Genomic DNA, 23,999 nt, shown 5'->3' on the forward strand with positions numbered 1-23,999 from the left:
CGCGTCGCGCCCGTCCCCGACCCGGTCACACGGGCGGACCTGTGCTCAGGCGTGCCCGGCGGACTGCATCTGCCGCAGCTCCTTCTTGAGGTCTCCGACCTCGTCGCGCAGCCGTCCTGCCAGCTCGAACTGCAGTTCGGCGGCGGCCGCGTGCATCTGGTCCGTGAGCTGCTGGATCAGGTCCGTGAGGTCCTCGGCGGGCACCGATGCCAGTCCTTCGTGGCGTGCCGCGCCCTTCTTCGCCTTCCGGGACTTGCCGGCCTCCTCGAGCAGTGCGCGGGTGTCGGCGTCCTCGCGGTTGATGGTGTCCGTGATGTCCGCGATGCGCTTCCGGAGCGGCGTCGGGTCGATGCCGTGCTCGAGGTTGTGGGCCACCTGGATCTCGCGGCGCCGGTTGGTCTCGTCGATCGCGCGTTCCATCGAGTCCGTGATCCGGTCCGCGTACATGTGCACCTCGCCGGACACGTTGCGTGCCGCACGTCCGATCGTCTGGATGAGGGACGTCGCACTCCGGAGGAAGCCCTCCTTGTCGGCGTCGAGGATGCTGACGAGCGACACCTCGGGGAGGTCCAGCCCTTCGCGCAGCAGGTTGATGCCGACCAGGACGTCGAAGGTGCCCATCCGCAGTTCGCGCAGCAGCTCCACCCGGCGCAGGGTGTCCACGTCGGAGTGCAGGTACTCCACCTTCACGCCGTGCTCGAGGAGGTACCCGGTGAGGTCCTCGGCCATGCGCTTGGTGAGGGTGGTGACCAGGACACGCTCGTCGATCGCGACGCGCTTGCGGATCTCGTCCAGCAGGTCGTCGATCTGGCCCTTGGTCGGCTTGACGACCACCTCGGGGTCGACGAGGCCGGTCGGGCGGATGATCTGCTGCACGAACCCGTCCGCCTTGCCCAGCTCGTACTTGCCCGGGGTGGCGGACAGGTAGACCGTCTGCCCGATGCGGTCCTGGAACTCGTCCCACTTCAGGGGGCGGTTGTCCAAGGCCGACGGCAGACGGAACCCGTGATCCACGAGGGTGCGCTTGCGGGAGGAGTCGCCCTCGTACATGGCGCCGATCTGCGGGATGGTCACGTGCGACTCGTCGACGACCAGCAGGAAGTCGTCGGGGAAGTAGTCGAGCAGGCAGTGCGGTGCGGACGCGGGAGCGCGGCCGTCGATGTGGCGCGAGTAGTTCTCGATGCCGTTGCAGAACCCCATCTGCTGCATCATCTCGAGGTCGTAGGTCACCCGCATCCGGAGGCGTTGTGCCTCGACGAGCTTGTTCTGCGACTCGAGTTCCGCGAGCCTCTGCTGCAGTTCGTCCTCGATGTCCTTGATCGCACGCGTCATGCGGTCCTCGCCGGCGACGTAGTGCGAGGCGGGGAAGACGTACATCTCCTCCTCCTCGCGGATGACGTTGCCGGTGAGCGGGTCGAGCGTGTAGATGTTCTCCACCTCGTCCCCGAAGAACTCGATCCGCAGCGCGTGCTCCTCGTACATGGGGATGATCTCGACGGTGTCGCCGCGCACCCGGAACGTGCCGCGGTGGAAGTCCATGTCGTTCCGCGTGTACTGCATGGACACGAACTGCCGCAGCAGGGCGTCACGGTTCATCTGGTCGCCGCGCCGCAGCGTGACCATCTTGTTGATGTACTCCTCGGGCGTGCCGAGGCCGTAGATGCAGGACACCGTCGCGACGACCACGACGTCGCGGCGCGTCAGCAGTGCATTGGTCGCGGAGTGCCGGAGGCGTTCGACCTCCTCGTTGATGGAGGAGTCCTTCTCGATGAAGGTGTCCGTCTGCGGGACGTACGCTTCGGGCTGGTAGTAGTCGTAGTAGGAGACGAAGTACTCGACGGCGTTGTTGGGCAGCAGCTCCCGGAACTCGTTGGCGAGCTGCGCGGCGAGCGTCTTGTTCTGCACCATGACCAGGGTGGGGCGCTGCACCTGCTCGATCAGCCAGGCCGTCGTGGCGCTCTTGCCGGTACCGGTGGCGCCGAGCAGGACGACGTCCTTCTCCCCCGCGGTGATCCGCTCCGCCAGTTCCTTGATGGCCGTGGGCTGGTCGCCGGCCGGCGTGTACTCGCTGATGACCTCGAACGGGGCGACCACACGCTTGATTTCCTGCGCAAGACTCATGACTCAACGGTAGTCCCTGCCACCGACACTTCCCCGCCGGTTTGCTGGCGGCTGAACCCCGTCGGGGGACCCCGGACTCAGGCGGATGCTGCCCCGACGGTCACCGAGACGTCGAGCGCCGGGTCGGCCGCCCGGTGGAGCGTGATCGGCGTCGTCCGCCCGCGGTCGGGAGCGTGCCCGGCCCGCGGGAATCCCGCCCCTGCCACGGCGTCCGACGCCGCGCCGGGGTCGCCGGACCGCGGGACGGTCACGTGCAGGGCCGCGTGCGCGACGTCGTCGTCCACGCCGTCCGGCGCCGCATCCGCGTCCACGGAGCAGCCGGGAGGAAGGACGGCGTCCAGCTTCCCCCGGATACGGGCCGCGAGTCCGCTCGTCCCCTCGAGTCCGGCGGTCGGACGCGCGGCGGCGGCGTCCGCGGGCCGCACCCCGGCCAGGTTGTCGCGGAACGGCACGATGCGCGTCCGCCACAGGCCGTCCGTCGCGGTGAGGAGCTCGTCGACGCCGCGGTCGTTGACGAGGACGGCGTCCGCAGCGCGCAACCGCTCCTCCCGGGACGCCTGGGCGGCGATGCGACGCTCGGCATCGCTGCGCGCCATACCCCGCCGGTCCACCATCCGGTGGATCCGCAGTGCGTCCGGGGCATCGACGACGACGACGAGGTGGAAGCGGGCGGCCTGGCCGGTCTCGACCAGGAGCGGGATGTCCTCGACGACGACGGCGTCGGCCGGCGCGCCTCCGATGAGGGCCGCCGCGGCCGCCCTGACGAGCGGGTGGACGATCGCGTTGAGGCGCTCGCGGGCGGACGCGTCCGCGAAGACGAGGCTGCCGAGCGCCGGCCGGTCGAGCGCGCCGTCGGCTGCAAGGATCTCCGGGCCGAACGCGGACACGACGGCGGCCAGACCCTCCGACCCCGGTTCCACCGCGGTCCGGGCGAGGACGTCCGCATCCACCAGCACGGCCCCCAGCTCGGCGAGGCGGCCGGCCACCACCGACTTCCCGGCAGCGATGCCTCCTGTCAGTCCGATGCGCAGCATGAGCCAACCCTAGTCCGCCCCGCGGCGCGCGCTGTCAAGACGGCCGCGGCCCGGGCCACCTCCCGCGGGAAATGTCGGTGCGCCCCCATACGCTAAGCGCACTTACTTTGTTCGAGGAGGATTGTGACCATCACACTGCAGGACCTTCAGGAGACCGCCACGTCCACGTTCGGCTGGGACGACCTGCGTCCCGGACAGGAGCAGGCGATGGGCGCGATCCTCGCAGGCCACAGCGTCCTGTGCGTCATGCCGACCGGCTCCGGCAAATCGGCCATCTACCAGGTGCCCGCCATGGCGCTCCCCGGCGTCGCGCTCGTCATCTCGCCGCTGATCGCCCTGCAGCACGACCAGGCGGCGTCGATCAACGAGCGCACCGGCACCACCCGCGCCCGCGTCGTCAACTCGGGCCTCACGAAGAGCGAGGTGGAGGACGCCTGGTCGGCCGCCGGCGAGGGAGAAGCCACGCGCGCGAAGTTCCTGTTCCTGGCCCCGGAACAGGTTGCGCGCGACGACGTCGCCGCACGGCTCCGGTCCCTCGACATCTCCCTCGTGGTGGTCGACGAGGCGCACTGCCTCTCGTCCTGGGGGCACGATTTCCGCCCGGACTACCTGCACCTCGGGCACCTCCTCCGGGACCTCGGCGCCCCCGTCGTCGCCCTGACCGCCACGGCGTCGCACCCGGTGCAGAACGAGATCGTCGAGCGGCTGCACCTGGTGGATCCGGTGGTCCTCGTGGAGGGCTTCGACCGCCCGAATCTCTTCCTCGATGCCGTGCACCACGTGGAGGAGGAGGACAAGCATCGCGCCGTGCGCGAGCAGGTCCTCGGGCTCGCGGGGCCGGGACTCGTGTACGTCGCGACGAAGAAAGCCGCCGACAGGCTGTCCTCCGAACTGCAGGAGCAGGGGCGGCGCGCGGATTCCTATCACGCCGGGAAGCTGAGGAAGGAGCGCGAGGCCGTCCACGAGGGCTTCCTCGACGGCACGATCGACGTCGTGGTGGCCACCACGGCGTTCGGCATGGGCATCGACAAGCCGGATGTGCGCTTCGTCGTCCACGCGGACATCTCGGACTCGCTGGACAGCTACTACCAGGAGATCGGCCGCGGCGGGCGTGACGGGCTCGAGGCACGGGCGGTCCTGCACTACCGCCCGGAGGACCTCTCCCTGCGCCGCTTCTTCGCAGCGAGGTCCGTCAACCGCACCCAGCTGCGCGAGCTGTTCATGCTCATCGCCGCCCAGGCCAAACCCGTGAAGACCAGGAAGCTGAAGGAACTGTCGGGCCTGTCCCCGCGCAAGCTGACCGGGCTCCTCAACCTGCTCGAGGCGTCGCAGTGCGTCACGGAGGGCGCGAAGGGCTACCGCGCGCGGAAGATGAGCGCGGCGGACGCGGTGCGGCGCGGCGTCGACCAGGCGGAGATCCGGGAGCGGATCGACCAGTCCCGCGTCGAGATGGCGCGGCGCTACGCCGAGGCGCGGGGCTGCCGGCGGCAGTTCCTGCTCGGCTACTTCGGGGAGGAACTCGCCGAGCCCTGCGGCAACTGCGGGAACTGCGCGAGCCGCGAGGCCGCCGACGGCGCGTCGGAGCCGGACGCCGGATCGCCTCCGAGGGAGGAGGTCGTCCCGTTCGCCGTCGACAGTTCCGTGGATCATCCGGAGTGGGGGCCGGGCACCGTCATGGGCTACGAGGAGGGCGTCATCACGGTGCTGTTCGACTCTGAAGGGTACAAGACGCTCTCGGTCGACCTCGTCGTGGACAAGGGTCTCCTGACCGCCGTGACGCCCGCGGCATAGGCACCCGCCGCCGGCCCATCCCGAGGAGGGCTCCGGCGGTCCGGCGCCTAGGATTGACCGGTGACCCCGTTCAGCCTCGACTCCCTGCGCCGCCGTCCCGACCTGGAGGCGGCCGAACTGGTCGCCGTGGACGCCGCGGACCGGCTGCTCCTGGACACCTCCGCGGACCGGCTCCGCGACCCCGGAGACATCGCGACCATCAACGACGCCTACGGGGCGCTCACCCTCGGTGCTGCGCACCTCTCCGGCGGGGAGGGCATCCGTGCCTTCCAGGACGGCGTGGTGCATGAGCGGGCGCTCGCGCTGAACGCCGCGGAGCAGGGGCTGGAGGGCGCGTACCGGTCCTGTGCCCTCGACGCGGAGCTGCTCGACGGCGTGTCGACCGTCCTCCTCCGCCTCCCGCGCTCGCTCGACGAACTCGACGAGATTGCCTGGACCATCGCCGCCCACGCACGGCCGGACGTCGTCGTCCTGGCGGCGGGCCGAGTCAAGCACATGGCCGTGTCGATGAACGCGGTCCTCGGCCGCTACTTCGGGTCCGTCACGGCCGGTCTCGCCCGGCAGAAGGCGCGGGTCCTCACGGCGTCGAATCCCTTGCCGGTCGGGGAATCCTCCTACCCCCGCCGTGCAGCGCACGACGTCGGGCTGCCCCGTCCGCTCGAGCTCCTCGCCTACGGGGCGACGTTCGGCGGGCCGGCGCTGGATCCCGGCACCCGCCTGCTGCTCCCCCACCTGCGCCGCATCCCGGCGCCTCCGACCGGCGCGTCCCGTGCCGACGTCGTCGACCTGGGGTGCGGGAACGGGGCCATCGCGGCCTTCATGGCGCTGACCCATCCGGAGATCCGGGTCCTCGCCACGGACCAGTCCGCCTCGGCGACCGCATCGGCCGCGGCGACGGCGGCAGCCAACGGGGTGGCCGACCGCATCACGGTGAGCAGGGACGACGCGCTCTCCGGGCTGCCGGACGCCTCGGTGCACCTGATCGTCCTCAACCCGCCCTTCCACCTCGGCAGCACGGTGCACGCCGGCGTCGCGCATCGGCTCTTCGACGCCTGTGCGCGCGTCCTGGCGCCCGGTGGCGAACTCGTCACGGTCTGGAACAGCCACCTCCGCTACCGGCCCGTCCTCGAGCGGACCATCGGCAGCACACGGCAGCTCGACCGCTCCCCGCGCTTCACCGTCACCGCGTCGACGCGCCGATAACGCAGAACACCAGGACGGGCGGGGTCCTCCCCCGCGACGCCGCCGCGCGAGCGTGCACTTCCGGTGGGTCGTAGCACCCAGGACCCGCCACACGTGCGCACTCGACCACGGAGGCGGGACCGGGAACGGAGAAGGCCCCCGTCCGGAGGACGGGGGCCTTCTCGTGTACAGCTATGACGCGGGAGCTTACGCCCCGGTCAGCTTCTCGCGGAGAGCGGCAAGCGCCTCGTCGGAAGCCAGCGTTCCCGAGCCGGACCCGGCGTCGGCGACGACAGGCTCGGACGAGTAGCTCGTCGAGCTGGACTCGGCGGGCTCGTTCGCGGCAGCGGCGTCGTCGGACGCGTGCTGGACGACCTGCTTCTTGTGCGACTCCCAGCGGGACTGTGCCTCGGCGTACTGGGCCTCCCAGGCAGCGCGCTGGTTCTCGTAGCCCTCGAGCCATTCGTTCGACTCGGGGTCGAAGCCCTCGGGGTACTTGTAGTTGCCCTCGTCGTCGTACTCGGCGGCCATGCCGTAGAGCGCGGGATCGAACTCGGTGCTGTCGGCGTCGACGCCCTCGTTGGCCTGCTTGAGGCTGAGGGAGATGCGGCGGCGTTCCAGGTCGATGTCGATGACCTTGACGAAGAGCTCGTCACCCACGGAGACGACCTGCTCGGCCAGCTCGACGTGGCGGACAGCGAGCTCCGAGATGTGCACGAGGCCCTCGATGCCGTCCTCGACGCGGACGAACGCGCCGAAGGGAACGAGCTTCGTGACCTTGCCGGGAACGACCTGGCCCAGGGCGTGCGTGCGGGCGAAGGTCTGCCAGGGATCTTCCTGCGTGGCCTTCAGCGACAGGGAGACGCGCTCGCGATCGAGATCGACCTCGAGGACCTCCACGGTGACTTCCTGTCCGACCTCGACGACCTCGGACGGGTGGTCGATGTGCTTCCAGGACAGCTCGGAGACGTGCACGAGACCATCGACGCCGCCGAGGTCCACGAACGCACCGAAGTTGACGATCGAGGAGACGACGCCCGGACGGACCTGGCCCTTCTCGAGCTTGTTGAGGAACGTGGAACGCACCTCGGACTGGGTCTGCTCGAGCCACGCACGACGCGACAGCACGACGTTGTTGCGGTTCTTGTCGAGCTCGATGATCTTCGCTTCGATCTGCTGGCCGATGTACGGAGCCAGGTCGCGGACGCGACGCATCTCGACGAGGGAGGCGGGCAGGAAGCCGCGCAGGCCGATGTCCAGGATGAGGCCACCCTTGACGACCTCGATGACGGTGCCGGTGACGACGCCGTCCTCTTCCTTGACCTTCTCGATGTCGCCCCAGGCGCGCTCGTACTGCGCACGCTTCTTGGAGAGGATCAGGCGGCCTTCCTTGTCCTCCTTGGTGAGCACCAGAGCCTCGACCTGATCGCCCACGGAGACGACGTCCCCGGGATCGACGTCGTGCTTGATGGAAAGCTCGCGGGAAGGAATGACACCCTCGGTCTTGTAACCGATGTCGAGCAGGACCTCGTCGCGGTCGACCTTGACGACCGTACCCTCGACGAGATCTCCGTCGTTGAAGTACTTGATGGTGGCGTCGATCGCTGCGAGGAAGTCCTCAGCGGTGCCGATGTCGTTGATGGCGACGACGGGGGCACCTTGCTTCTCGGTGGTGGTGATGGTCATGTAGTTGGGACTCCGTTGTGGAAGATTAATTGCTCCGGTCACGCTGAATCCCGCTGGACCGGTGGTGCCGGGGCGGGTTCCGGTGTCCGGATGTGGACGAAATGGAAAGAACCTCGGTGAGATTCACGTGTGGCACTGCACCCCTGTGAGCCCATGGCGGATGGCCGGGGAACACCAGAGCGCACTACGCGCCTGTTCAGTCTAGCCCCGGGCACCAACACCGTCAAAGCCGCGCGGGGGTGCCGGGAGCCCTAGAAAAAGGTGATGCAGTAGGGCTCCTGCGCGCGCCCGAACAGGGTATCGAGCACCGCGACGGCGCCGTCCGTGTGTGCGGTCAGTCCCCCGGCCGCAGCCAGGGTGGAGGCCTGCACCCCGCCGAGGTACAGGGACCCCAGCGCGTTGGCGGTGACGGTGGCGTCCGGGCCGGCCGATCCGGCCTGCTCGACCTTCCCGACGCCGTCGACGACGGTCAGCGCGTAGGTGCCGTCGATGATGCCGTGCTCGTCCAGCACCTCCAGGACGACGCTCCCGCCGCCCCGGTAGGACCGCTTCCCGAGGGCCTCCGGTACGTCGAGCAGCCGCACCCACAGGACGTCGTCGGTGCCCTTGACCTGGTAGCAGCGACGGTCCCGCAGAGCCCAGGGCAGCGCATCGTCGCGCCGCGCTGCGTCCCAGGTGATCCGTTCCACGAGGTCGAGCGATCCCAGGTACCGCCACAGCTCGAGGTACGCGGACGGGGTCGCGGCGACGAGGTCCACCACCTTCATGGTGTAGGGCGTGGTCTCCCAGCCCGCGAACCGGTAGCTCACGTACCCCGCGGGCTCGCCGGCGGCGTCGTAGTGGACCGCCAGGCGGACGGCGCGGTCCTCGACCGGCCGCTCGCGGCCCCAGGCGCCGGAGACGCGCCGGGCGACGGCGTACTGCCGGCCGACGGACCCGAAGGTCGCGGCCTGGAACCGCCCGAAGATCTTCTCGGCGAGGGCGACGGCGTGCTCCCGGGCGACGAGCGCCGTCGTGCCGGTCCGCGGCGCCGTCACCTCGAACCGCTCACGCACGTCGACCTCGATGCTCTGCGTGAAGGTCGCGCAGCCGAAGCCGAAGCGCCCGTAGATGGTGGCCTCGGATGCGGTCAGGATGGCCAGCGGGAGCCCGCGCTCCTTCGCCTCGCGGAGGTCGCGCATCATCATGGACCGGAGGATGCCGTTGCGCCGGTGGCTCGGGCGCACCGTGACGGCGGTGATCTGGTGTGCGTCGATCTGCGTATCCCCGACATTCAGCGGGTGCACCATGGTGCCGTAGGTGGCGACGGGATGGCCGGCGCCGAGCGCCTCGGCGGGCTGGGCGCCGTCGTGGACTCCCCAGAGCACGCGCTGGTCCGCCCGGTAGGCCTCGAGGTACTGCGGGATGTCCTCCGGGTCGAGCGTTCCCTCGTGGAAGCCGATGCTTTCGCCGTTGAGCCACTTCGCGAAGCGGCCGTCGGTGGAGGCGTCCTCGTCGGCGCCGGGAGTGAAGATCTCGGTCCTCAGGTCCGGCGCGTGGGCGGTCTGGGCGGGGGCTGTGTACTGGCTCACAGTCCACCAGCCTAGACGGCCGTGCCCGGCCCGCACCAGCACGACGCGGGACGCGCCGCGCGGACGGCCGTCGCGTCCCGTGGGATCAGTGGGCGGCGTCGTGCCAGCTCGCCCCGGTCCCCACCGACACGTCGAGCGGGACGGAGAGGTCCGCCGCGCCGCCCATCTCCGCGCGGACCAGCGCCTCGACCTCCTCGCGTTCCCCCTCGGCGATCTCCAGCACGAGTTCGTCGTGCACCTGCAGCAGCATGCGGGACGCCAGCCCGCGCTTCGTCAGGGCGTCGTCCACGCCGAGCATGGCCTTCTTGATGATGTCCGCGGCGGAGCCCTGGATGGGCGCGTTGAGCGCGGCGCGTTCGGCCATCTCCCGCAACTGGCGGTTGTCGCTCGAGAGGTCCGGCAGGTAGCGGCGCCGCCCCTCGATCGTTGAGGTGAAGCCGTCCTTGCGCGCCTGCTCGACGATCCCCCGCAGGTAGTCGCGCACGGCACCGAAACGCTCGAAGTAGTCGCGCATGAGCGTGCGCGCCTCGTCCACGGAGATGTTCAGCTGCTTCGAGAGCCCGAACGAGCTCAGCCCGTACACGAGCCCGTAGGACATGGCCTTGACCTTCGAGCGCATGGCACTCGTGACCTCCTCGGGGGCCACCCCGAAGATGTGCGACCCGACGAAACGGTGCAGGTCCTCGCCCTCCTGGAAGGCCGAGATGAGCCCTTCGTCGCCGGAGAGGTGCGCCATGATCCGCATCTCGATCTGGGAGTAGTCGGCCGTCATGAGGCTCTCGTACTTCTCGCCGTCGCGGCCGTGCCCGACGACGAACACCTCCCGGATGCGGCGGCCCTCGTCCGAGCGCACCGGGATGTTCTGCAGGTTGGGGTTCGTCGAGGACAGCCTGCCCGTCGCAGCGATGGTCTGCAGGTAGGTGGTGTGGATGCGGCCGTCGTCCCCCACCGCCTTCCGCAGGCCCTCCACCGTCTGGCGCAGCTTCATGGCGTCGCGGTACGCGAGGAGCTGCTCGAGGAACGGGTGGCCCGTCTTCGTGATGAGGTCCGTCAGGGCGTCGGCGTCCGTGGAGAACCCGGTCTTGATCTTCTTGGTCTTCGGCAGCCCGAGCTCGTCGAACAGGACGGCCTGCAGCTGCTTGGGCGAGCCCAGGTTGATCTCCTTGCCGATGATCCGGTAGGCCTCCGCTCCCGCGGCGCCGATGGTCTTCGAGAAGTCGTCGTACAGCCGGTCGAGGCCCTCGACGGACACGGCGACGCCCGTGAGTTCCATGCGGGCCAGCACTTCGGCGAGGGGCAGTTCCAGCCCGCCGAGGAGCTGGTTGGCCCCGCGTTCGACGAGCTGCCCGGCGAAGTGCTCGCTCAGCTGCAGGGCGGCGAAGGCGGCCACCACGGCGGGGGCGGCGACGTCGTCGGCACCGAGGTCGAGGGCCTGCTGGCCCGAGGAGTCGGTGGCCGACGCCGTGATGGACAGGCGCAGGTGGTACTGGGCGAGGTCCGCGAGGTCGTAGCTGCGGCGGTCCGGCTGGATCAGGTACCCGGAGATCGCGGTGTCGTCGATCTCCCCGGCGAGCTGGAAGCCGCGGGCGGAGAGCAGCTTGAACACGGTCTTGAAGTCGTGGACGATCTTCGGCGCGTCCCGGTCCGCCAGCCAGGCTCCGAGGACGCCCTCGGCGTCGGCGTCAAGCGGCTCGAGGGGGATGAACGCGGCGGCGAGGCTCGTGACGACGGCGATCCCGACGACGTCGGTGGTGCCCGCCGTCGTCTCCGTCGCCAGCGCGACCGATGCCTGCGCCTGGTTGGTCGCGTTGAACCAGTGCGTCAGGCCGGCGGCGTCCTGGAGCACCTCGTGGGCGGGGGCGTGCTGCTCGTCCGCCTCGTCCTCGGTCTCCTCCTCGCCGAAGAGGTCGAACAGGCGCTTGCGGAGCGTGTTGAACTGCAGCGAGTCGAAGAGGTCCTCGACGGCGGAGCGGTCCGGGTGCTGGGAGACCATGGCGGTGAGGTCCACGGGCAGCTCGAGGTCCGTGAGGAGGCGGTTCAGGCGCCGGTTCCTCTTCACGTCCTCGATGTTGGCGCGCAGCGAGTCCCCGACCTTACCGCCGATCTTGTCCAGGTTCTCGAGGATGCCCTCGAGTCCGCCGTACAGCTTGATCCACTTGGCGGCCGTCTTCGGCCCCACGCCCGGCACGCCGGGCAGGTTGTCGGCGCTCTCCCCCACCAGCGCGGCGAGGTCCGAGTACTGGTGCGGCGGGACGAAGTACTTCTCCTCGATGGCCTGCGCGTCCATCTGCGGGATGTTGGTGACGCCCTGCTTCGGGTACAGCACGGTGACGCGGTCGTTGACGAGCTGGAAGGCGTCGCGGTCACCGCTGACCACCTGGACGTCCCAGTCGGCGGAGGCCGCCTGCGTGGCCAGGGTGGCGAGGATGTCGTCCGCCTCGTAGCCGTCCATGGAGATGGTGGGGATGCGCATGGCCTCCATGACCTTGATGATCAGGTCCACCTGCCCGTGGAACTCCTCGGGCGTCTTGGACCGGCCCCCCTTGTACTCGGTGTACTCCTCCGAGCGGAAGGTGGGGGTGTCGAGGTCGAAGGCCACCGCGACGTGGCTGGGCTGCTGGTCCTTGATGAGGTTGATGAGCATCGCCGTGAAGCCGTACACCGCGTTGGTGTGCTGGCCGGTGTCGGTGGAGAAGTTCTCCGGCGGCAGCGCGTAGAAGGCGCGGAACGCCATGGAGTGGCCGTCGATGACGAGCAGCCGGTTGCGTGAGCCGTCGCTGCGACGCCCGGCGTCCTGGGCGCCGGCCTCCGCGGGTGCTGCCGTGGGGGCCTCCGCGGCGCCGTCGACGGGAGGGGCGATGGTCAGGGTGGCAGCAGGTTTGGTCGTTTCACTCACAGGTGCCAGCCTAGTTCCCATGACAGACAACCGCACCCGGCCCGACGCCGTCCAGCACTCGTCCGACGAGCGTCTGGCAGAACTGGTCGCCGCCGGCATCCCCGCGGAGATGCACGGCTGGCTGGCCCGTCACGGGGTGGGCGCCCTCACCGTGAAGATGGGCATCGTGTTCTCCGAGATGAGCGCCGAGCGCATGGTCGCGACCATGCCCGTGGAGGGCAACCAGCAGGTGGCCGGCATCCTGCACGGCGGCGCCCACGTCGTGCTCGCGGAGACCCTCGGCTCGTTCGCGGCCGGCCTCCATGCGGGGCCGGGCCGGCACGCCGTCGGCATCGAGGTCGGGGCGACACACCATCGCAGCACGGCCTCCGGACTCGTCACGGGCACCGCCACGGCGATCCACCTCGGGAGGACCCTGACGACGCACGAGGTGGTCATGACCGACGAGCAGGGGCGGAGGCTCTCCACGGCCCGCATCACGAACATGATCCGCGACGACCGCGGCTGAGTGCAGCGGCCCCGCGCCGTCCGGCGGATGGCGCAGCAGGCGGAGGGCGCAGGAGCCGGCGGCGCCTGGACGCGTTCAGGCGGTCTGCGCGGCGAGCCCCTCCTGGATGTGGCGGCGCAGCTCGGCCGGACGGAAGGGCTTGCGCAGGTAGCGGTCGGCGCCTGCCTCGTAGCCGCGCCTCTCGTCGGACGGGTCGGCGCGCGCGGTCAGCATCACGATGAACGTGGCGGAGAAGCGCCGGATCCGGGCAGCCACCTCGAACCCGTCGATGTCCGGCAGTCCGACGTCGAGGGTGACGACGTCGGGCCGGAGCCGGCGGACCATCTCCACGCCGGCGAGTCCCGCCGGTGCCGTGTGGACGCGGAAGCCCGCGCCCGTCAGGACGGTGTGCAGCAGATCACGGACGTCGTCGTCGTCCTCGATGACCACGGCGGTGCGGGGCGTATCTGTGGTGGCCATGCCCCGAGTTTACTCTGCAGAGGCCCTGTGCCCGACCCGTCACACGTGTCGGTGAACGCGGGGCGACCGGTCACGGGACGTCAGTCGCGGGCGCGCGCCCGGCTCGGTTGCACGCGCATGGGCTCGCCGGGCATCTTGGGGAAGTCGGGCGGGAACGGGAGCTCGCCGAGGCCGTTCTCGACGTCGCGCTCCCACCAGCCACGGAGCGCGTCGATGGTGCCCGGCTCGTTGTGCAGGCCCTCCCAGGGGTCGCCGACCGTCCGGAGCCGCTCCGGCACCGTGGCGACCGTGAAGGACGCCGGGTCCACGCCGTCGAGTTCGTCCCAGGTCACCGGGCAGGACACCGGGGCGTGGGGCAGTGCGCGCGGGCTGTAGGCGCCCGCCATGGTGCGGTCGCGGTTCGCCTGGTTGTAGTCCACGAAGATGCGCGCCCCGCGTTCCTCCTTCCACCAGGCCGTGGTCACCCGCTCCGGCATGCGGCGCTCGAGCTCGCGACCGGCGGCGATGACGGCGTGGCGGACCTCCAGGAACTCGTGGACCGGCTCGATCGGCGCGAACACGTGCAGGCCGCGGTTGCCCGACGTCTTCACGAAGCAGTCGAGGCCCGCCTCGTCCAGGACGGCGCGCAGGGCGTGCGCGGCGGCGACGACGTCGGCGAAGGTGGTGCCGGGCTGCGGGTCGAGGTCGATGCGCAGCTCGTCGGGCAGGTCCGGTGCCTCGGCCCGCGAGGCCCACGGGTGGAAGACGACGGTGTTCATCTGGGCCGCCCAGACGGCGGACGCCGGCTCGTCGAGGACGAGCTGCGGGTGCGAGCGGCCGCTGGGATAGGTGACGACGACGCTGCGCACGTAGTCGGGCGCACCCTTGGGCGGGTTCTTGCTGAAGAAGAAGTCGCCGTCCACATCTCCCCCGAAACGCTGCAGCGACATGGGGCGACCACCGTTGGCATTCAGGAACGCGGGCGCGACGTCCACCAGGTACCGCGCGAGGTCGAGCTTGGTGAGCCCGGCCTGGGGCCAGAGGACACGGGAGGGGCTGGAGACCCGGACGGCCCGCACGCCGTCCGGTCCGTCGACGTCGAGGATCATCGCTTCGCTGGCCATGGCCTCAATGTACTCCGCCCCTATCGGGCACGGGCCGGCAGGCTCAGGCGCCGGGCCGGGTCACGGATCGGCGGTGCGGTCCCGGGCGTGGCCGTCGGTGTCCGTCAGGACGTGCAGCGTGAAGGCGGGGCACGTGGGATCCCCGACGAGCCGGATCAGGGGGCGTGCGCTCCAGACGCACGTGCAGCGGGTGGCGCTCATCGGGACTGCTTCTTCATCGCAGTATCGTCGCCCGCCGCGCGCCGGCGGGACCAGCAGCCTGCTTCGGAAGGGCCCGGTGTTACGACTAGCCAGCAGGCTGACGTCCGCGGGCCGCGTCGAGGGCCTTTGGACCCTGTGCCGGTCCGGCGGATCGGCACGAGAGTGGCGTCCGTCGGGTGGTCGCTTCCCGATACACCGGGCCGAAGGGCCGACCAGGGACGGGAGAAACCATGCCTCCGCACTGCGACTCATTGGACGGGCCCGTCGTCGCCGCGGCGCGCCGTGCGCTCGACGCCGCTGACGTCGGCCTCGTCCTCCCCTTCGTCCCGTCCGCGGCCGAGGCGGAGGTCGGTGCGGCGTTCGACGCCGTGCTGCCCGTGCGGGGCCTGTCCCAGGAAGCCCGCGAGGTCGCCGATCGCCTGTTCTTCGAGACCGTCGTCCGCCTGCACCGAACGGGTGAGGGAGCCCCGTACACGGGCCTGAAACCCGCGGGGCTTCCCGTCGGGCCGGCCATCCCCCTCGCCGAACGCGCGATCGAGACCGGGTCGGCGGACGAGGTGAAGGAGTTCCTGGTCGCGGCGTTGTCCGAGCAGCTCGACCGGCGCCTCGCGCTGGTCGGCACCCTCGGCGCGGCGCGGGGCCGCTCGACCGGCGACGCCCGACACTACGTCGAGGCCATGCTCGGCTTCGAGGTCTACTGCAACCACGTCTTCCGGTCGCTCGAGGCGCCGGTGCACGGCGCCCACGGGGAGCCGGGGGCCGGGCACGACGGCTAGCCCGGGACTCGGGGAACGGGTGCCCGAAGTGGGACTCGAACCCACACACCTCTCGATACTGCATTTTGAGTGCAGCGCGTCTGCCAATTCCGCCATTCGGGCCGTACCTGCCGCGGCCGCCGGAGAGGGGTACCTTCCTCGACCGCCGGTGCGCGAATCCACTCTACATGCCGATAGGCTGGTTCCAGGACCGGAAGTACGCCCCCGCCGGGCCTCTCGCACGCCGCCATCATCAAGGAGCAACAGTGTCTGAACCCACCGAATCCACGCCCGCCGGGCCCGCACGCCGGGTCATCGTGGCCGAGGACGAGACGCTCATCCGGCTCGACATCATCGAGATCCTGCGCGGCGAGGGCTACGAGGTCGTGGCCGAGGCCGACAACGGCGAGAAGGCCGTCGAACTCGCCCAGGAGCACAAGCCGGACCTGGTGCTCATGGACGTGAAGATGCCGGTCATGGACGGCATCACCGCCGCGGAGCAGATCGTCAAGGCGCGCATCGCGCCCGTGGTCCTGCTCACCGCGTTCAGCCAGAAGGAGCTCATCGAGCGGGCGCGCGACGCCGGCGCCATGGCCTACGTGGTCAAGCCGTTCACCCCCGCGGACCTCATCCCGGCCATCGAGATCGCGATGTCGCGCCACGAGGAGATCAAGGCGCTCGAGGCGGAGGTGACCGATCTGCAGGAGCAGTTCGCCACCCGAAAGCTCGTGGAGCGGGCCAAGAGCCTCCTGACCACGAAGATGGGCCTGACGGAGCCTGAGGCCTTCCGCTGGATCCAGAAGACGTCGATGGACCGCCGCCTGAGCATGCGCGAGGTCGCGGAGACGATCATCAACCAGGTCAACTGACCGCACCGAGGCCCGCAGACGACAGGACCCCCTCCCGGATCGGGAGGGGGTCCTGTCGTCTGCCCTGCGGGTCAGGCTACTTCTTCTTGACGGGCCAGGGGCCGACGCCTTCCTTGATGTAGGACGTGTGGTCGTCCGGCATCTGCCCGGCGTCCGTGATGTCGCCGACGCGGTGCACCTTGAGGGAGTTGGTGGATCCGGCCTGTCCGGGAGGGGACCCGGCCGCGATGACCACGAGGTCGTCCACCTCGACGAGGCCCTGCTCGAAGAGCACCCGGTCCACCTGGGCCGTCATCTGGTCCGTGTGCTCCACGAACTCGACGAGCCGCGGCTCGACCCCCCAGATGAGGGACATGGCGTTCAGGGTCGACTGCACCGGGGTGAAGGCGAAGACCGGCTTTTTCGGGCGCAGGCGGGAGAGGCGGCGCGCCGAGTCCCCGGACTGGGTGAACGTGCAGATGTACCGGGCGTCGAGCTGGTCGGCGATCTCGACGGCGGCGCGGGTGATCGCCCCGCCGCGGGTCTTCGGCTTGCTGCCGAGCGGCGGGACCCGCTCGAGGCCGTGGCGCTCCGTGGACTCGATGATGTCGGCCATCGTGCGGACCGTCTCGATGGGGTACTTGCCCACGCTCGTCTCGCCCGAGAGCATGACGGCGTCCGCGCCGTCGAGGACGGCGTTGGCGCAGTCGGAGGCCTCCGCGCGCGTGGGACGCGGGTTGTCGATCATGGATTCCAGGACCTGCGTGGCGACGATGACGGGCTTGGCCCAGCGACGGGCGAGCTCGACGGCGCGCTTCTGCACGATCGGGACGTCCTGCAGGGGCAGCTCGACGCCGAGGTCTCCGCGGGCCACCATGATGGCGTCGAACGCGTCGATGATCTCCTCGAGGGCGTCCACGGCCTGGGGCTTCTCGATCTTCGCGATGACGGGGACGCGGCGGCCCTCCTCGTCCATGATCTCGTGGACGCGCCGGACGTCGCCGGCGTCGCGCACGAAGGACAGCGCGACCATGTCGACGCCGGTCTGGATGGCCCAGCGGAGATCGTCCTCGTCCTTCTCGCTGAGGGCGGGCACGTTGACGGCCACGCCGGGCAGGTTGATGCCCTTGTTGTTCGAGACCATGCCGCCGACGACGACCTCCGTGGTGACCTTGACGTCGTCGACCGCGGTGGCGCGCAGGGTGACCTTGCCGTCGTCGATGAGCAGCAGGTCGTCGACGTTGACATCGTGGGGCAGGCCCTTAAACGTCGTGGAGCAGATCTCCTGGGTGCCCTCGATGTCCTCGACGGTGATGGTGAAGACGTCGCCGCGGGCCAGCGCGTGGGGTCCGTCGACGAAGCGGCCGAGGCGGATCTTCGGGCCCTGCAGGTCGGCGAAGATGCCGACGGGCCTGCCGAGCTCCGCCGAGGCGCGGCGGACGTTCTCGTAGGTGCTGAGGTGCACGGCGTAGTCGCCGTGGCTCATGTTCATCCGGGCGACGTCGACGCCCGCCTCGAGCACGGCGAGCGTGTTCTCATAGCTGGCGATTGCGGGGCCGAATGTTGCAACGATTTTTGCGCGTCTCATGGAACCTAGCCTAGTCGTGATGATCGGAGGGAAAGTGGGGGCGCCGGTCAGAGGACGGCGATAGAGCGGTCGGTCGGCGCGACGGGCGCGGGCAGGCGGGTGGAGCCCATGAGCCACTGGTCCACCGCGGCGGCGCAGGCGCGGCCCTCGGCGATGGCCCAGACGATGAGCGACTGGCCGCGGCCGGCGTCTCCCGCCGAGAAGACGCCCGGGGTGTTGGTCATGTAGTAGCCGTCGCGCGCCACGTTCCCGCGCTCGTCGAACTCCGCCTCGACCTGCTCGGTGATGCCGGCCGGCTCGGCACCCGTGAAGCCGAGCGAGAGGAACACGAGGTCCGCGGGGATCTCGTGCTCCGACCCGGCCTTCGGGACGCGGCGGCCGTCCACGAACTCGGTCTCCGCGACCTTGATGGCGCGCAGCACGCCGTTCTCGCCGACGAACTCGACGGTGGACGCGAGGTAGCGGCGCTCACCGCCCTCCTCGTGGGCGCTGGCGATGTCGAAGAGGGTGGGGAACGTGGGCCACGGCTGGTCCGGGCGCCGTTCGGCGGACGGCTGCTGGCCGATGGCGAGCGTCGTGACGGACGCGGCCTTCTGGCGGTGCGCGGTGCCGAGGCAGTCGGCCCCCGTGTCGCCGCCGCCGAGGATGACCACGTGCTTGCCCTCGGCGTGGATCTGGTCCTCGATCTGCTCGCCGGCGACCACGCGGTTGGCCTGCACGAGGTAGTCCATGGCGAAGTGCACGCCGTCGAGCTCCCGCCCCGGGATGGGCAGGTCACGCGGCACGGTCGCGCCCGTGGCGACGATCACGGCGTCGTACCGCCGCTTGAGCTGGCCCCAGCTGATGTCCTTGCCCACGTCGACGCCGGTGCGGAAGCGGGTCCCCTCGGCCTTCATCTGGTCCAGGCGCCGCTCGAGGTGGATCTTCTCCATCTTGAAGTCGGGGATCCCGTAGCGCAGCAGGCCGCCCACGCGGTCGTCGCGCTCGTACACCGCGACGGTGTGCCCGGCACGGGTGAGCTGCTGCGCGGCGGCGAGGCCGGCGGGTCCGGAGCCGACGACGGCGATCGTGCGGCCCGTGAGGCGTTCCGGCGGGTGCGGTTCCACCCAGCCCTCCTCGAACGCCTGGTCGGCGATGGACACCTCGACCTGCTTGATGGTGACCGGGTCCTGGTTGATGCCCAGGACGCAGGACGACTCGCAGGGCGCGGGACAGAGCCTGCCCGTGAACTCGGGGAAGTTGTTCGTGGCGTGCAGGCGCTCGATCGCCTCACGGTCCTTCCCGCGGAACGTGAGGTCGTTCCATTCGGGGATCAGGTTGCCGAGCGGGCAGCCCTGGTGGCAGAACGGGATGCCGCAGTCCATGCAGCGGCTCGCCTGCGCCTTCAGGACACCCTTCTCCTGCGCCTCGTACACTTCCTTCCAGTCCATGATGCGGACCGGGACAGGCCTGCGCGGCTGGGTCTGGCGCTCGCGCACCTTCATGAATCCGCGTGGGTCAGCCACCGGTTACCTCCAGGATCTTGGTCCACGCTTCTTCGCCGTCGGGGTCGAGGCCCTGCTCGACGGCGGTGGCGCGGGCGTCCAGGACCGCGGCGTAGTCGCGCGGCAGGACCTTGGTGAATCGTGCAATGGTGTCCTCGAAGGAGTCCAGGAGGCTCGCGGCGAGGTTCGACTCGGTCTCCTCGACGTGCCGGATCAGCAGCTGCCGGACGATCTCGATGTCCTCGGCGTCGAGTCCGACGAGCAGCAGTTCGCCGTTCTCGAGGCTCTGCCGGTTGACCCGGGCACGGTCGAGGTCCAGCACGAAGGCCGTCCCGCCGGACATGCCCGCGCCGAAGTTCCGGCCGGTGCGGCCCAGGATCAGCGCCTGCCCTCCGGTCATGTACTCGCAGCCGTGGTCGCCGATGCCCTCCGCGACGGCGGTGGCCCCGGAGTTCCGGACGAGGAAGCGCTCCCCCACCTGCCCGCGCAGGAACATCTCGCCGCTGGTGGCCCCGTAGCCGATCACGTTGCCGGCGATCACGTTGTGGTCCGCGCGGAAGACGTTGGCGCGGTCCGGGCGCACGATGATGCGTCCGCCGGAGAGCCCCTTACCCACGTAGTCGTTGGAGTCGCCGAGGAGCCGCAGGGTGATCCCGGCCGGCAGGAAGGCGCCGAGCGACTGCCCCGCCTGGCCGGTGAGGGTCACGTCGATGGTGTTGGTGGGCAGGGTGTCCAGACCGAAGGTGCGGGTCACCTCGTGGCCGAGCATCGTGCCCACCGAACGGTCCGTGTTGACGACGTCCACCGAGATGCGCACGGGCGCCCGGTGCTGCAGCGCGTCGGCGCTCATCTCGATGAGCTTGTTGTCGAAGTGCTGGTCCAGCTCGTGGTTCTGCTTCACCATGTTCCGCATCGGTTCGGCGGATCCGAACTCGTTGCCGCGGAGGATCGGCTCGAGGTCGAGGCCGTCGGCCTTCCAGTGCTCGATCGCCTCCCGGGCGTCGAGCAGCTCGCTGTGGCCTATGGCCTCCTCGAGGGTCCGGAAGCCGAGCTCGGCGAGGAGCTCGCGGACCTCCTCGGCGATGAACTCGAAGAAGTTGACCACGAACTCCGGCTTGCCCGTGAAGCGGCTGCGGAGCTCGGGGTTCTGCGTCGCGACCCCCACGGGGCACGTGTCCAGGTGGCACACGCGCATCATGATGCAGCCGGAGACCACGAGGGGCGCCGTCGCGAACCCGAACTCCTCGCCGCCCAGCAGCGCCGCGATGACGACGTCGCGCCCGGTCTTGAGCTGTCCGTCCACCTGCACCACCACGCGCTCGCGGAGGCCGTTGAGCATCAGCGTCTGCTGCGTCTCGGCGAGGCCGAGCTCCCAGGGGACGCCGGCGTGCTTGAGGGAGTTGAGCGGGCTGGCGCCGGTGCCGCCGTCGTGCCCGGACACCAGGACGACGTCGGCCTTCGCCTTCGTGACGCCGGCCGCGACCGTGCCGATACCGACCTCGGAGACCAGCTTCACGTGGACGCGGGCGCTCGGGTTGGACCGCTTGAGGTCGTAGATGAGCTGGGCGAGGTCCTCGATGGAGTAGATGTCATGGTGGGGCGGCGGGGAGATGAGGGCGACGCCCGGCGTGGAGTGCCGGGTGCGGGCGATCCACGGGTAGACCTTCTGGCTCATGAGCTGGCCGCCCTCGCCGGGCTTGGCTCCCTGCGCCATCTTGATCTGGATGTCGTCCGCGTTGGTGAGGTAGAGGCTCGTGACGCCGAAGCGGCCGGAAGCGACCTGCTTGATGGCGGAGCGGCGCTCCGGGTCCATGAGCCGTTCGACGTCCTCGCCACCCTCGCCGGTGTTGGACTTGGCGCCGAGGCGGTTCATGGCGATCGCGAGCGTCTCGTGCGCCTCCTGCGAGATGGAGCCGTAGCTCATGGCGCCGGTGGAGAACCGCTTGACGATGGCCGAGACGGGCTCCACCTCGTCGATGCCGATGGGTGCGCGGGCGTCGCCGCGCAGCCGCAGCAGCCCGCGCAGCGTCATGAGGTCCCGGGACTGGTCGTCCACGCCGCGGGTGTAGGCCTTGAAGATGTCGTAGCGGCGTTCGCGGGTGGCGTGCTGGAGGCGGAAGACGGTCTCCGGATTGAACAGGTGCGGCGGCCCCTCGCGGCGCCACTGGTACTCGCCGCCGTTGTCGAGGCCGCGGTGCGGATCCTCGAAGCCGTCCTCGGGGTAGGCGGTGTCGTGCCGGGCCGCGGTCTCGGCCGCCACCACGTCGAGGCCGATGCCGCCGAGCTGCGTCTGCGTGCCGTGGAAGTACTCGTCCACGAGCTCCTGGGAGAGTCCGAGGGCCTCGAAGGTCTGGGCGCCGCAGTAGGAGCTGACGGTGGAGATGCCCATCTTCGACATGATCTTCAGGACGCCCTTGCCGAGGCCCTTGATGAGGTTCGCGACGGCGGTCTCCGCGGTGACGCCGGTGATGTCGCCGTTGCGGACCAGGTCCTCGCAGCTCTCCATCGCCAGGTACGGGTTCACGGCGGACGCGCCGTACCCGATGAGCACGGCGACGTGGTGCACCTCGCGGACGTCGCCGGCCTCGACCACGAGGGACGTCTTGGTGCGGGTGGCGCTGCGGAGGAGGTGGTGGTGGACGGCGCTGGTCAGGAGCAGGGACGGGATGGGGGCCCACTGCGCGTTCGAGTCGCGGTCGGAGAGCACCACGTATTCGACGCCGCGGTTGAGGGCGCTGGAGACCTGCTCGCAGATCTCCGCGAGGCGGGCGCGCAGGGCGGCCTCGCCGCCGTCGTGCCGGTACAGGCCGCGGACGCGGACCGTCAGGCGGTCGCCGTCGTCGGTCTCCAGGTTGGCGATCTTCGCCAGCTCGTCATTGGTGATGACGGGGAACTTCAGGGCGATCTGCTTGGAACGGACCCGGCCGGTGGACAGCAGGTTGCCGTCGGGGCCGATCGTGACGCCCATGGACGTGACGAGCTCCTCGCGGATGGAGTCGAGCGGCGGGTTCGTGACCTGCGCGAAGGACTGCACGAAGTAGTCGAAGAGCAGGCGCGGGCGCTTGGACAGGACCGCGATGGGCGTGTCGGAGCCCATGGCGCCGAGGGGCTCCGCCCCGGTCTTCGCCATGGGGCCGAGCAGGATGCGCAGTTCCTCCTGCGTGTAGCCGAAGGTGCGCTGGCGCCGGTTGATGGAGGCCTTGGTGTGGACGACGTGCTCGCGCTCGGGCAGGTCCTCGAGCTGGATCAGGTTCTCCTTGACCCACTCGCCCCACGGGTTCGCGGCGGCGACCTCCGCCTTGATCTCCTGGTCCTCGATGAGCCGGCCCGCCTCGGTGTCGACGAGGAACATCTTCCCCGGCGACACACGGCCCTTGCGGACCACGCGGGAGGGTTCGACGTCGAGCACGCCCACCTCGGAGGCGAGGATGACCAGGCCGTCCTCGGTGACCCAGTAGCGGGCGGGGCGCAGGCCGTTGCGGTCGAGGACGGCGCCGACGAGGCGGCCGTCCGTGAAGGACACGGCGGCGGGCCCGTCCCATGGCTCCATGAGCATCGAGTGGTACTGGTAGAAGGCGCGGCGCGCGGGGTCCATGGTGGCGTGGTTCTCCCACGCCTCCGGGATCATCATCATGATCGAGTGCGTGATCGGGCGTCCCGAGAGGGTGAGGAGTTCGGCGACCTCGTCGAAGGTCGCTGAGTCGGAGGCGCCCGGGGTGCAGATGGGGTACAGCTCCTCCGGGGCATCCCCCAGCAGCGGGTTGGACAGCTGCGACTGCCGCGCCCGCATCCAGTTGCGGTTGCCCTTGACCGTGTTGATCTCGCCGTTGTGGGCGATGGTGCGGAACGGCTGGGCGAGCGGCCACGAGGGGAAGGTGTTGGTGGAGAACCGCGAGTGGACGATCCCCAGGCAGGTCTTGAAGCGCTCGTCGGACAGGTCGGGATAGAACGGCTCGACCTGCGCGGTGGTCAGCATGCCCTTGTAGACGATGGTCTTGGAGGACAGCGACGGGAAGTACACGCCGTACTTGTTCTGGGCGCGCTTCCGCACGCGGAACGCCCTGGCGTCGAGGTCGGACGCGTCGCCGTCCGCGGGGGCGAGGAACAGCTGGACGAAGTGCGGCATGCACGCGCGGGCCATCGCGCCGACGAGGTCGGCGACCACGGGCACGACCCGCCAGCCGAGCACCTCGAGGCCTTCGGCCTCGGCGAGGGCTTCGAGGCCGGCGCGGGCGGTCGCCTGCTCCTTGGCCTCGGTCGGGAGGAAGGCGGTGCCGACGACGTAGGAGCCGGCGGCCGGCAGGCGGAAGTCGACGACGGCGCGGAAGAACTCGTCGGGAATCTGGGTCAGGATGCCCGCGCCGTCGCCCGTGCCCTCGTCCGCTCCGACGGCGCCGCGGTGCTCGAGGTTCCGCAGGGCGGTCAGGGCGGCGTCGACGATGTCGTGCCCGGGCTCACCGCGCAGGGTCGCGATGACGGCGAGACCGCAGGCGTCCTTCTCGTTCTCCGGGTCGTAGAGGCCCGTGGCCTCCGGGATGGCCGCGAACCGTGTGAAGGGAGAGGTCACGGCCTCGGCGTCGTCGTCCGTGCCGGGCGTCGTCGCCGCAGGCGCGGCCTCGGTCGGCTTTCCTGGCGTCAAAGCAGTCATAGATAAGGATCCTTCCCCCATGATGGAGCGTCGGGAGGGGACAGCCTTGGCCCCGCGGCGCCGCTGTGGGAGCGGCCGCCGTCATGTGTGTCTCGAGTCCCGGCGCCTCCGCTGGTGGTGCCCG

The 23,999-nt window shown here is 70.2% G+C and carries 16 protein-coding genes and 1 tRNA gene; 5 read left to right on the plus strand and 12 right to left on the minus strand.

Going from position 1 to position 23,999, the window contains the following annotated elements:
• Nucleotides 1–45: 45 nt before the first annotated feature.
• Both uvrB and coaE read right to left on the minus strand, forming a co-directional pair.
• Nucleotides 46–2,121, minus strand: coding sequence for an excinuclease ABC subunit UvrB (gene uvrB, locus ACSGDB_RS09820; protein WP_434994443.1), 2,076 nt, complete (start codon nt 2,119–2,121; stop codon nt 46–48).
• A gap of 77 nt (nt 2,122–2,198) precedes the next feature.
• Nucleotides 2,199–3,155: a dephospho-CoA kinase gene (gene coaE / locus ACSGDB_RS09825; RefSeq protein WP_434994444.1), complete on the minus strand. Its 957-nt coding sequence runs from the start codon at nt 3,153–3,155 to the stop codon at nt 2,199–2,201.
• A 123-nt stretch (nt 3,156–3,278) separates the two neighbouring features.
• Between coaE and ACSGDB_RS09830 the strand changes: the two genes are divergently transcribed.
• Together ACSGDB_RS09830 and ACSGDB_RS09835 are read left to right on the plus strand one after the other, a co-directional pair.
• Complete coding sequence (locus ACSGDB_RS09830; protein ID WP_434994446.1) at nt 3,279–4,946, plus strand: RecQ family ATP-dependent DNA helicase; 1,668 nt, start codon at nt 3,279–3,281, stop codon at nt 4,944–4,946.
• Between the two features lie 60 nt (nt 4,947–5,006).
• Nucleotides 5,007–6,149 (plus strand): class I SAM-dependent methyltransferase, encoded by a 1,143-nt coding sequence (locus tag ACSGDB_RS09835; RefSeq protein WP_434994447.1) that lies wholly within the window; start codon nt 5,007–5,009, stop codon nt 6,147–6,149.
• A gap of 186 nt (nt 6,150–6,335) precedes the next feature.
• Here the strand turns inward: ACSGDB_RS09835 and rpsA are convergent, their stop codons facing one another.
• The 3 genes from rpsA to polA all read right to left on the minus strand — a co-directional run bounded on the left by rpsA (nt 6,336) and on the right by polA (nt 12,119).
• Nucleotides 6,336–7,814, minus strand: coding sequence for a 30S ribosomal protein S1 (gene rpsA / locus ACSGDB_RS09840; RefSeq protein ID WP_434994449.1), 1,479 nt, complete (start codon nt 7,812–7,814; stop codon nt 6,336–6,338).
• Between the two features lie 251 nt (nt 7,815–8,065).
• Nucleotides 8,066–9,385: a GNAT family N-acetyltransferase gene (locus ACSGDB_RS09845; protein WP_434994451.1), complete on the minus strand. Its 1,320-nt coding sequence runs from the start codon at nt 9,383–9,385 to the stop codon at nt 8,066–8,068.
• Nucleotides 9,386–9,470: 85 nt separating this feature from the next.
• Nucleotides 9,471–12,119 (minus strand): DNA polymerase I, encoded by a 2,649-nt coding sequence (gene polA, locus ACSGDB_RS09850; protein ID WP_434994489.1) that lies wholly within the window; start codon nt 12,117–12,119, stop codon nt 9,471–9,473.
• 181 nt (nt 12,120–12,300) lie between these two features.
• On the opposite strand from polA, the gene ACSGDB_RS09855 reads away from it, so the two are divergent.
• Nucleotides 12,301–12,789: a hotdog fold thioesterase gene (locus ACSGDB_RS09855; protein WP_434994452.1), complete on the plus strand. Its 489-nt coding sequence runs from the start codon at nt 12,301–12,303 to the stop codon at nt 12,787–12,789.
• Between the two features lie 75 nt (nt 12,790–12,864).
• On the opposite strand, the gene ACSGDB_RS09860 is transcribed toward ACSGDB_RS09855, so the two are convergent.
• The 3 genes from ACSGDB_RS09860 to ACSGDB_RS09870 all read right to left on the minus strand — a co-directional run bounded on the left by ACSGDB_RS09860 (nt 12,865) and on the right by ACSGDB_RS09870 (nt 14,552).
• Nucleotides 12,865–13,248: a response regulator transcription factor gene (locus ACSGDB_RS09860; protein ID WP_434994453.1), complete on the minus strand. Its 384-nt coding sequence runs from the start codon at nt 13,246–13,248 to the stop codon at nt 12,865–12,867.
• 80 nt (nt 13,249–13,328) lie between these two features.
• A complete protein-coding gene (gene ligD / locus ACSGDB_RS09865) occupies nt 13,329–14,351 on the minus strand; it encodes a non-homologous end-joining DNA ligase (RefSeq protein WP_434994454.1) in 1,023 nt (340 codons plus the stop codon).
• A gap of 60 nt (nt 14,352–14,411) precedes the next feature.
• Nucleotides 14,412–14,552, minus strand: coding sequence for a hypothetical protein (locus tag ACSGDB_RS09870; protein ID WP_434994455.1), 141 nt, complete (start codon nt 14,550–14,552; stop codon nt 14,412–14,414).
• A 230-nt stretch (nt 14,553–14,782) separates the two neighbouring features.
• Between ACSGDB_RS09870 and ACSGDB_RS09875 the strand changes: the two genes are divergently transcribed.
• Nucleotides 14,783–15,328: a DUF6448 family protein gene (locus ACSGDB_RS09875; RefSeq protein ID WP_434994456.1), complete on the plus strand. Its 546-nt coding sequence runs from the start codon at nt 14,783–14,785 to the stop codon at nt 15,326–15,328.
• 20 nt (nt 15,329–15,348) lie between these two features.
• Here the strand turns inward: ACSGDB_RS09875 and ACSGDB_RS09880 are convergent.
• Nucleotides 15,349–15,430: transfer RNA gene (locus tag ACSGDB_RS09880), tRNA-Leu, on the minus strand.
• Nucleotides 15,431–15,573: 143 nt separating this feature from the next.
• On the opposite strand from ACSGDB_RS09880, the gene ACSGDB_RS09885 reads away from it, so the two are divergent.
• Nucleotides 15,574–16,176 carry an ANTAR domain-containing response regulator gene (locus ACSGDB_RS09885; protein WP_434994458.1) on the plus strand — a complete coding sequence of 201 codons (603 nt, stop codon included), beginning with the start codon at nt 15,574–15,576 and terminating at the stop codon, nt 16,174–16,176.
• A 76-nt stretch (nt 16,177–16,252) separates the two neighbouring features.
• On the opposite strand, the gene pyk is transcribed toward ACSGDB_RS09885, so the two are convergent.
• Genes pyk through gltB form a run of 3 tightly spaced genes read right to left on the minus strand, consistent with a single transcriptional unit; the run spans nt 16,253 to nt 23,875 of the window.
• Nucleotides 16,253–17,743 carry a pyruvate kinase gene (gene pyk / locus ACSGDB_RS09890; protein ID WP_434994460.1) on the minus strand — a complete coding sequence of 497 codons (1,491 nt, stop codon included), beginning with the start codon at nt 17,741–17,743 and terminating at the stop codon, nt 16,253–16,255.
• 47 nt (nt 17,744–17,790) lie between these two features.
• Nucleotides 17,791–19,248: a glutamate synthase subunit beta gene (locus tag ACSGDB_RS09895; RefSeq protein ID WP_434994462.1), complete on the minus strand. Its 1,458-nt coding sequence runs from the start codon at nt 19,246–19,248 to the stop codon at nt 17,791–17,793.
• A complete protein-coding gene (gltB, locus tag ACSGDB_RS09900; protein ID WP_434994463.1) occupies nt 19,241–23,875 on the minus strand; it encodes a glutamate synthase large subunit in 4,635 nt (1,544 codons plus the stop codon). The genes ACSGDB_RS09895 and gltB overlap by 8 nt, the downstream gene beginning before the upstream one ends.
• Nucleotides 23,876–23,999 lie beyond the last annotated feature (124 nt).

The sequence above is a fragment of the Arthrobacter sp. Ld5 genome (assembly GCF_051172775.1).
Lineage (GTDB): Bacteria > Actinomycetota > Actinomycetes > Actinomycetales > Micrococcaceae > Arthrobacter_D.

What these genes read in the sequence shown, in the direction of transcription:
- uvrB (WP_434994443.1), bottom strand. Translation starts at nt 2,121, where the DNA reads ATGAGTCTTGCGCAGGAAATCAAGCGTGTGGTCGCCCCGTTCGAGGTC.
- coaE (WP_434994444.1), bottom strand. Translation starts at nt 3,155, where the DNA reads ATGCTGCGCATCGGACTGACAGGAGGCATCGCTGCCGGGAAGTCGGTG.
- rpsA (WP_434994449.1), bottom strand. Translation starts at nt 7,814, where the DNA reads ATGACCATCACCACCACCGAGAAGCAAGGTGCCCCCGTCGTCGCCATC.
- polA (WP_434994489.1), bottom strand. Translation starts at nt 12,119, where the DNA reads ATGGCGTTCCGCGCCTTCTACGCGCTGCCGCCGGAGAACTTCTCCACC.
- ACSGDB_RS09855 (WP_434994452.1), top strand. Translation starts at nt 12,301, where the DNA reads ATGACAGACAACCGCACCCGGCCCGACGCCGTCCAGCACTCGTCCGAC.
- ACSGDB_RS09860 (WP_434994453.1), bottom strand. Translation starts at nt 13,248, where the DNA reads ATGGCCACCACAGATACGCCCCGCACCGCCGTGGTCATCGAGGACGAC.
- ligD (WP_434994454.1), bottom strand. Translation starts at nt 14,351, where the DNA reads ATGGCCAGCGAAGCGATGATCCTCGACGTCGACGGACCGGACGGCGTG.
- ACSGDB_RS09870 (WP_434994455.1), bottom strand. Translation starts at nt 14,552, where the DNA reads ATGAGCGCCACCCGCTGCACGTGCGTCTGGAGCGCACGCCCCCTGATC.
- ACSGDB_RS09875 (WP_434994456.1), top strand. Translation starts at nt 14,783, where the DNA reads ATGCCTCCGCACTGCGACTCATTGGACGGGCCCGTCGTCGCCGCGGCG.
- pyk (WP_434994460.1), bottom strand. Translation starts at nt 17,743, where the DNA reads ATGAGACGCGCAAAAATCGTTGCAACATTCGGCCCCGCAATCGCCAGC.
- gltB (WP_434994463.1), bottom strand. Translation starts at nt 23,875, where the DNA reads ATGACTGCTTTGACGCCAGGAAAGCCGACCGAGGCCGCGCCTGCGGCG.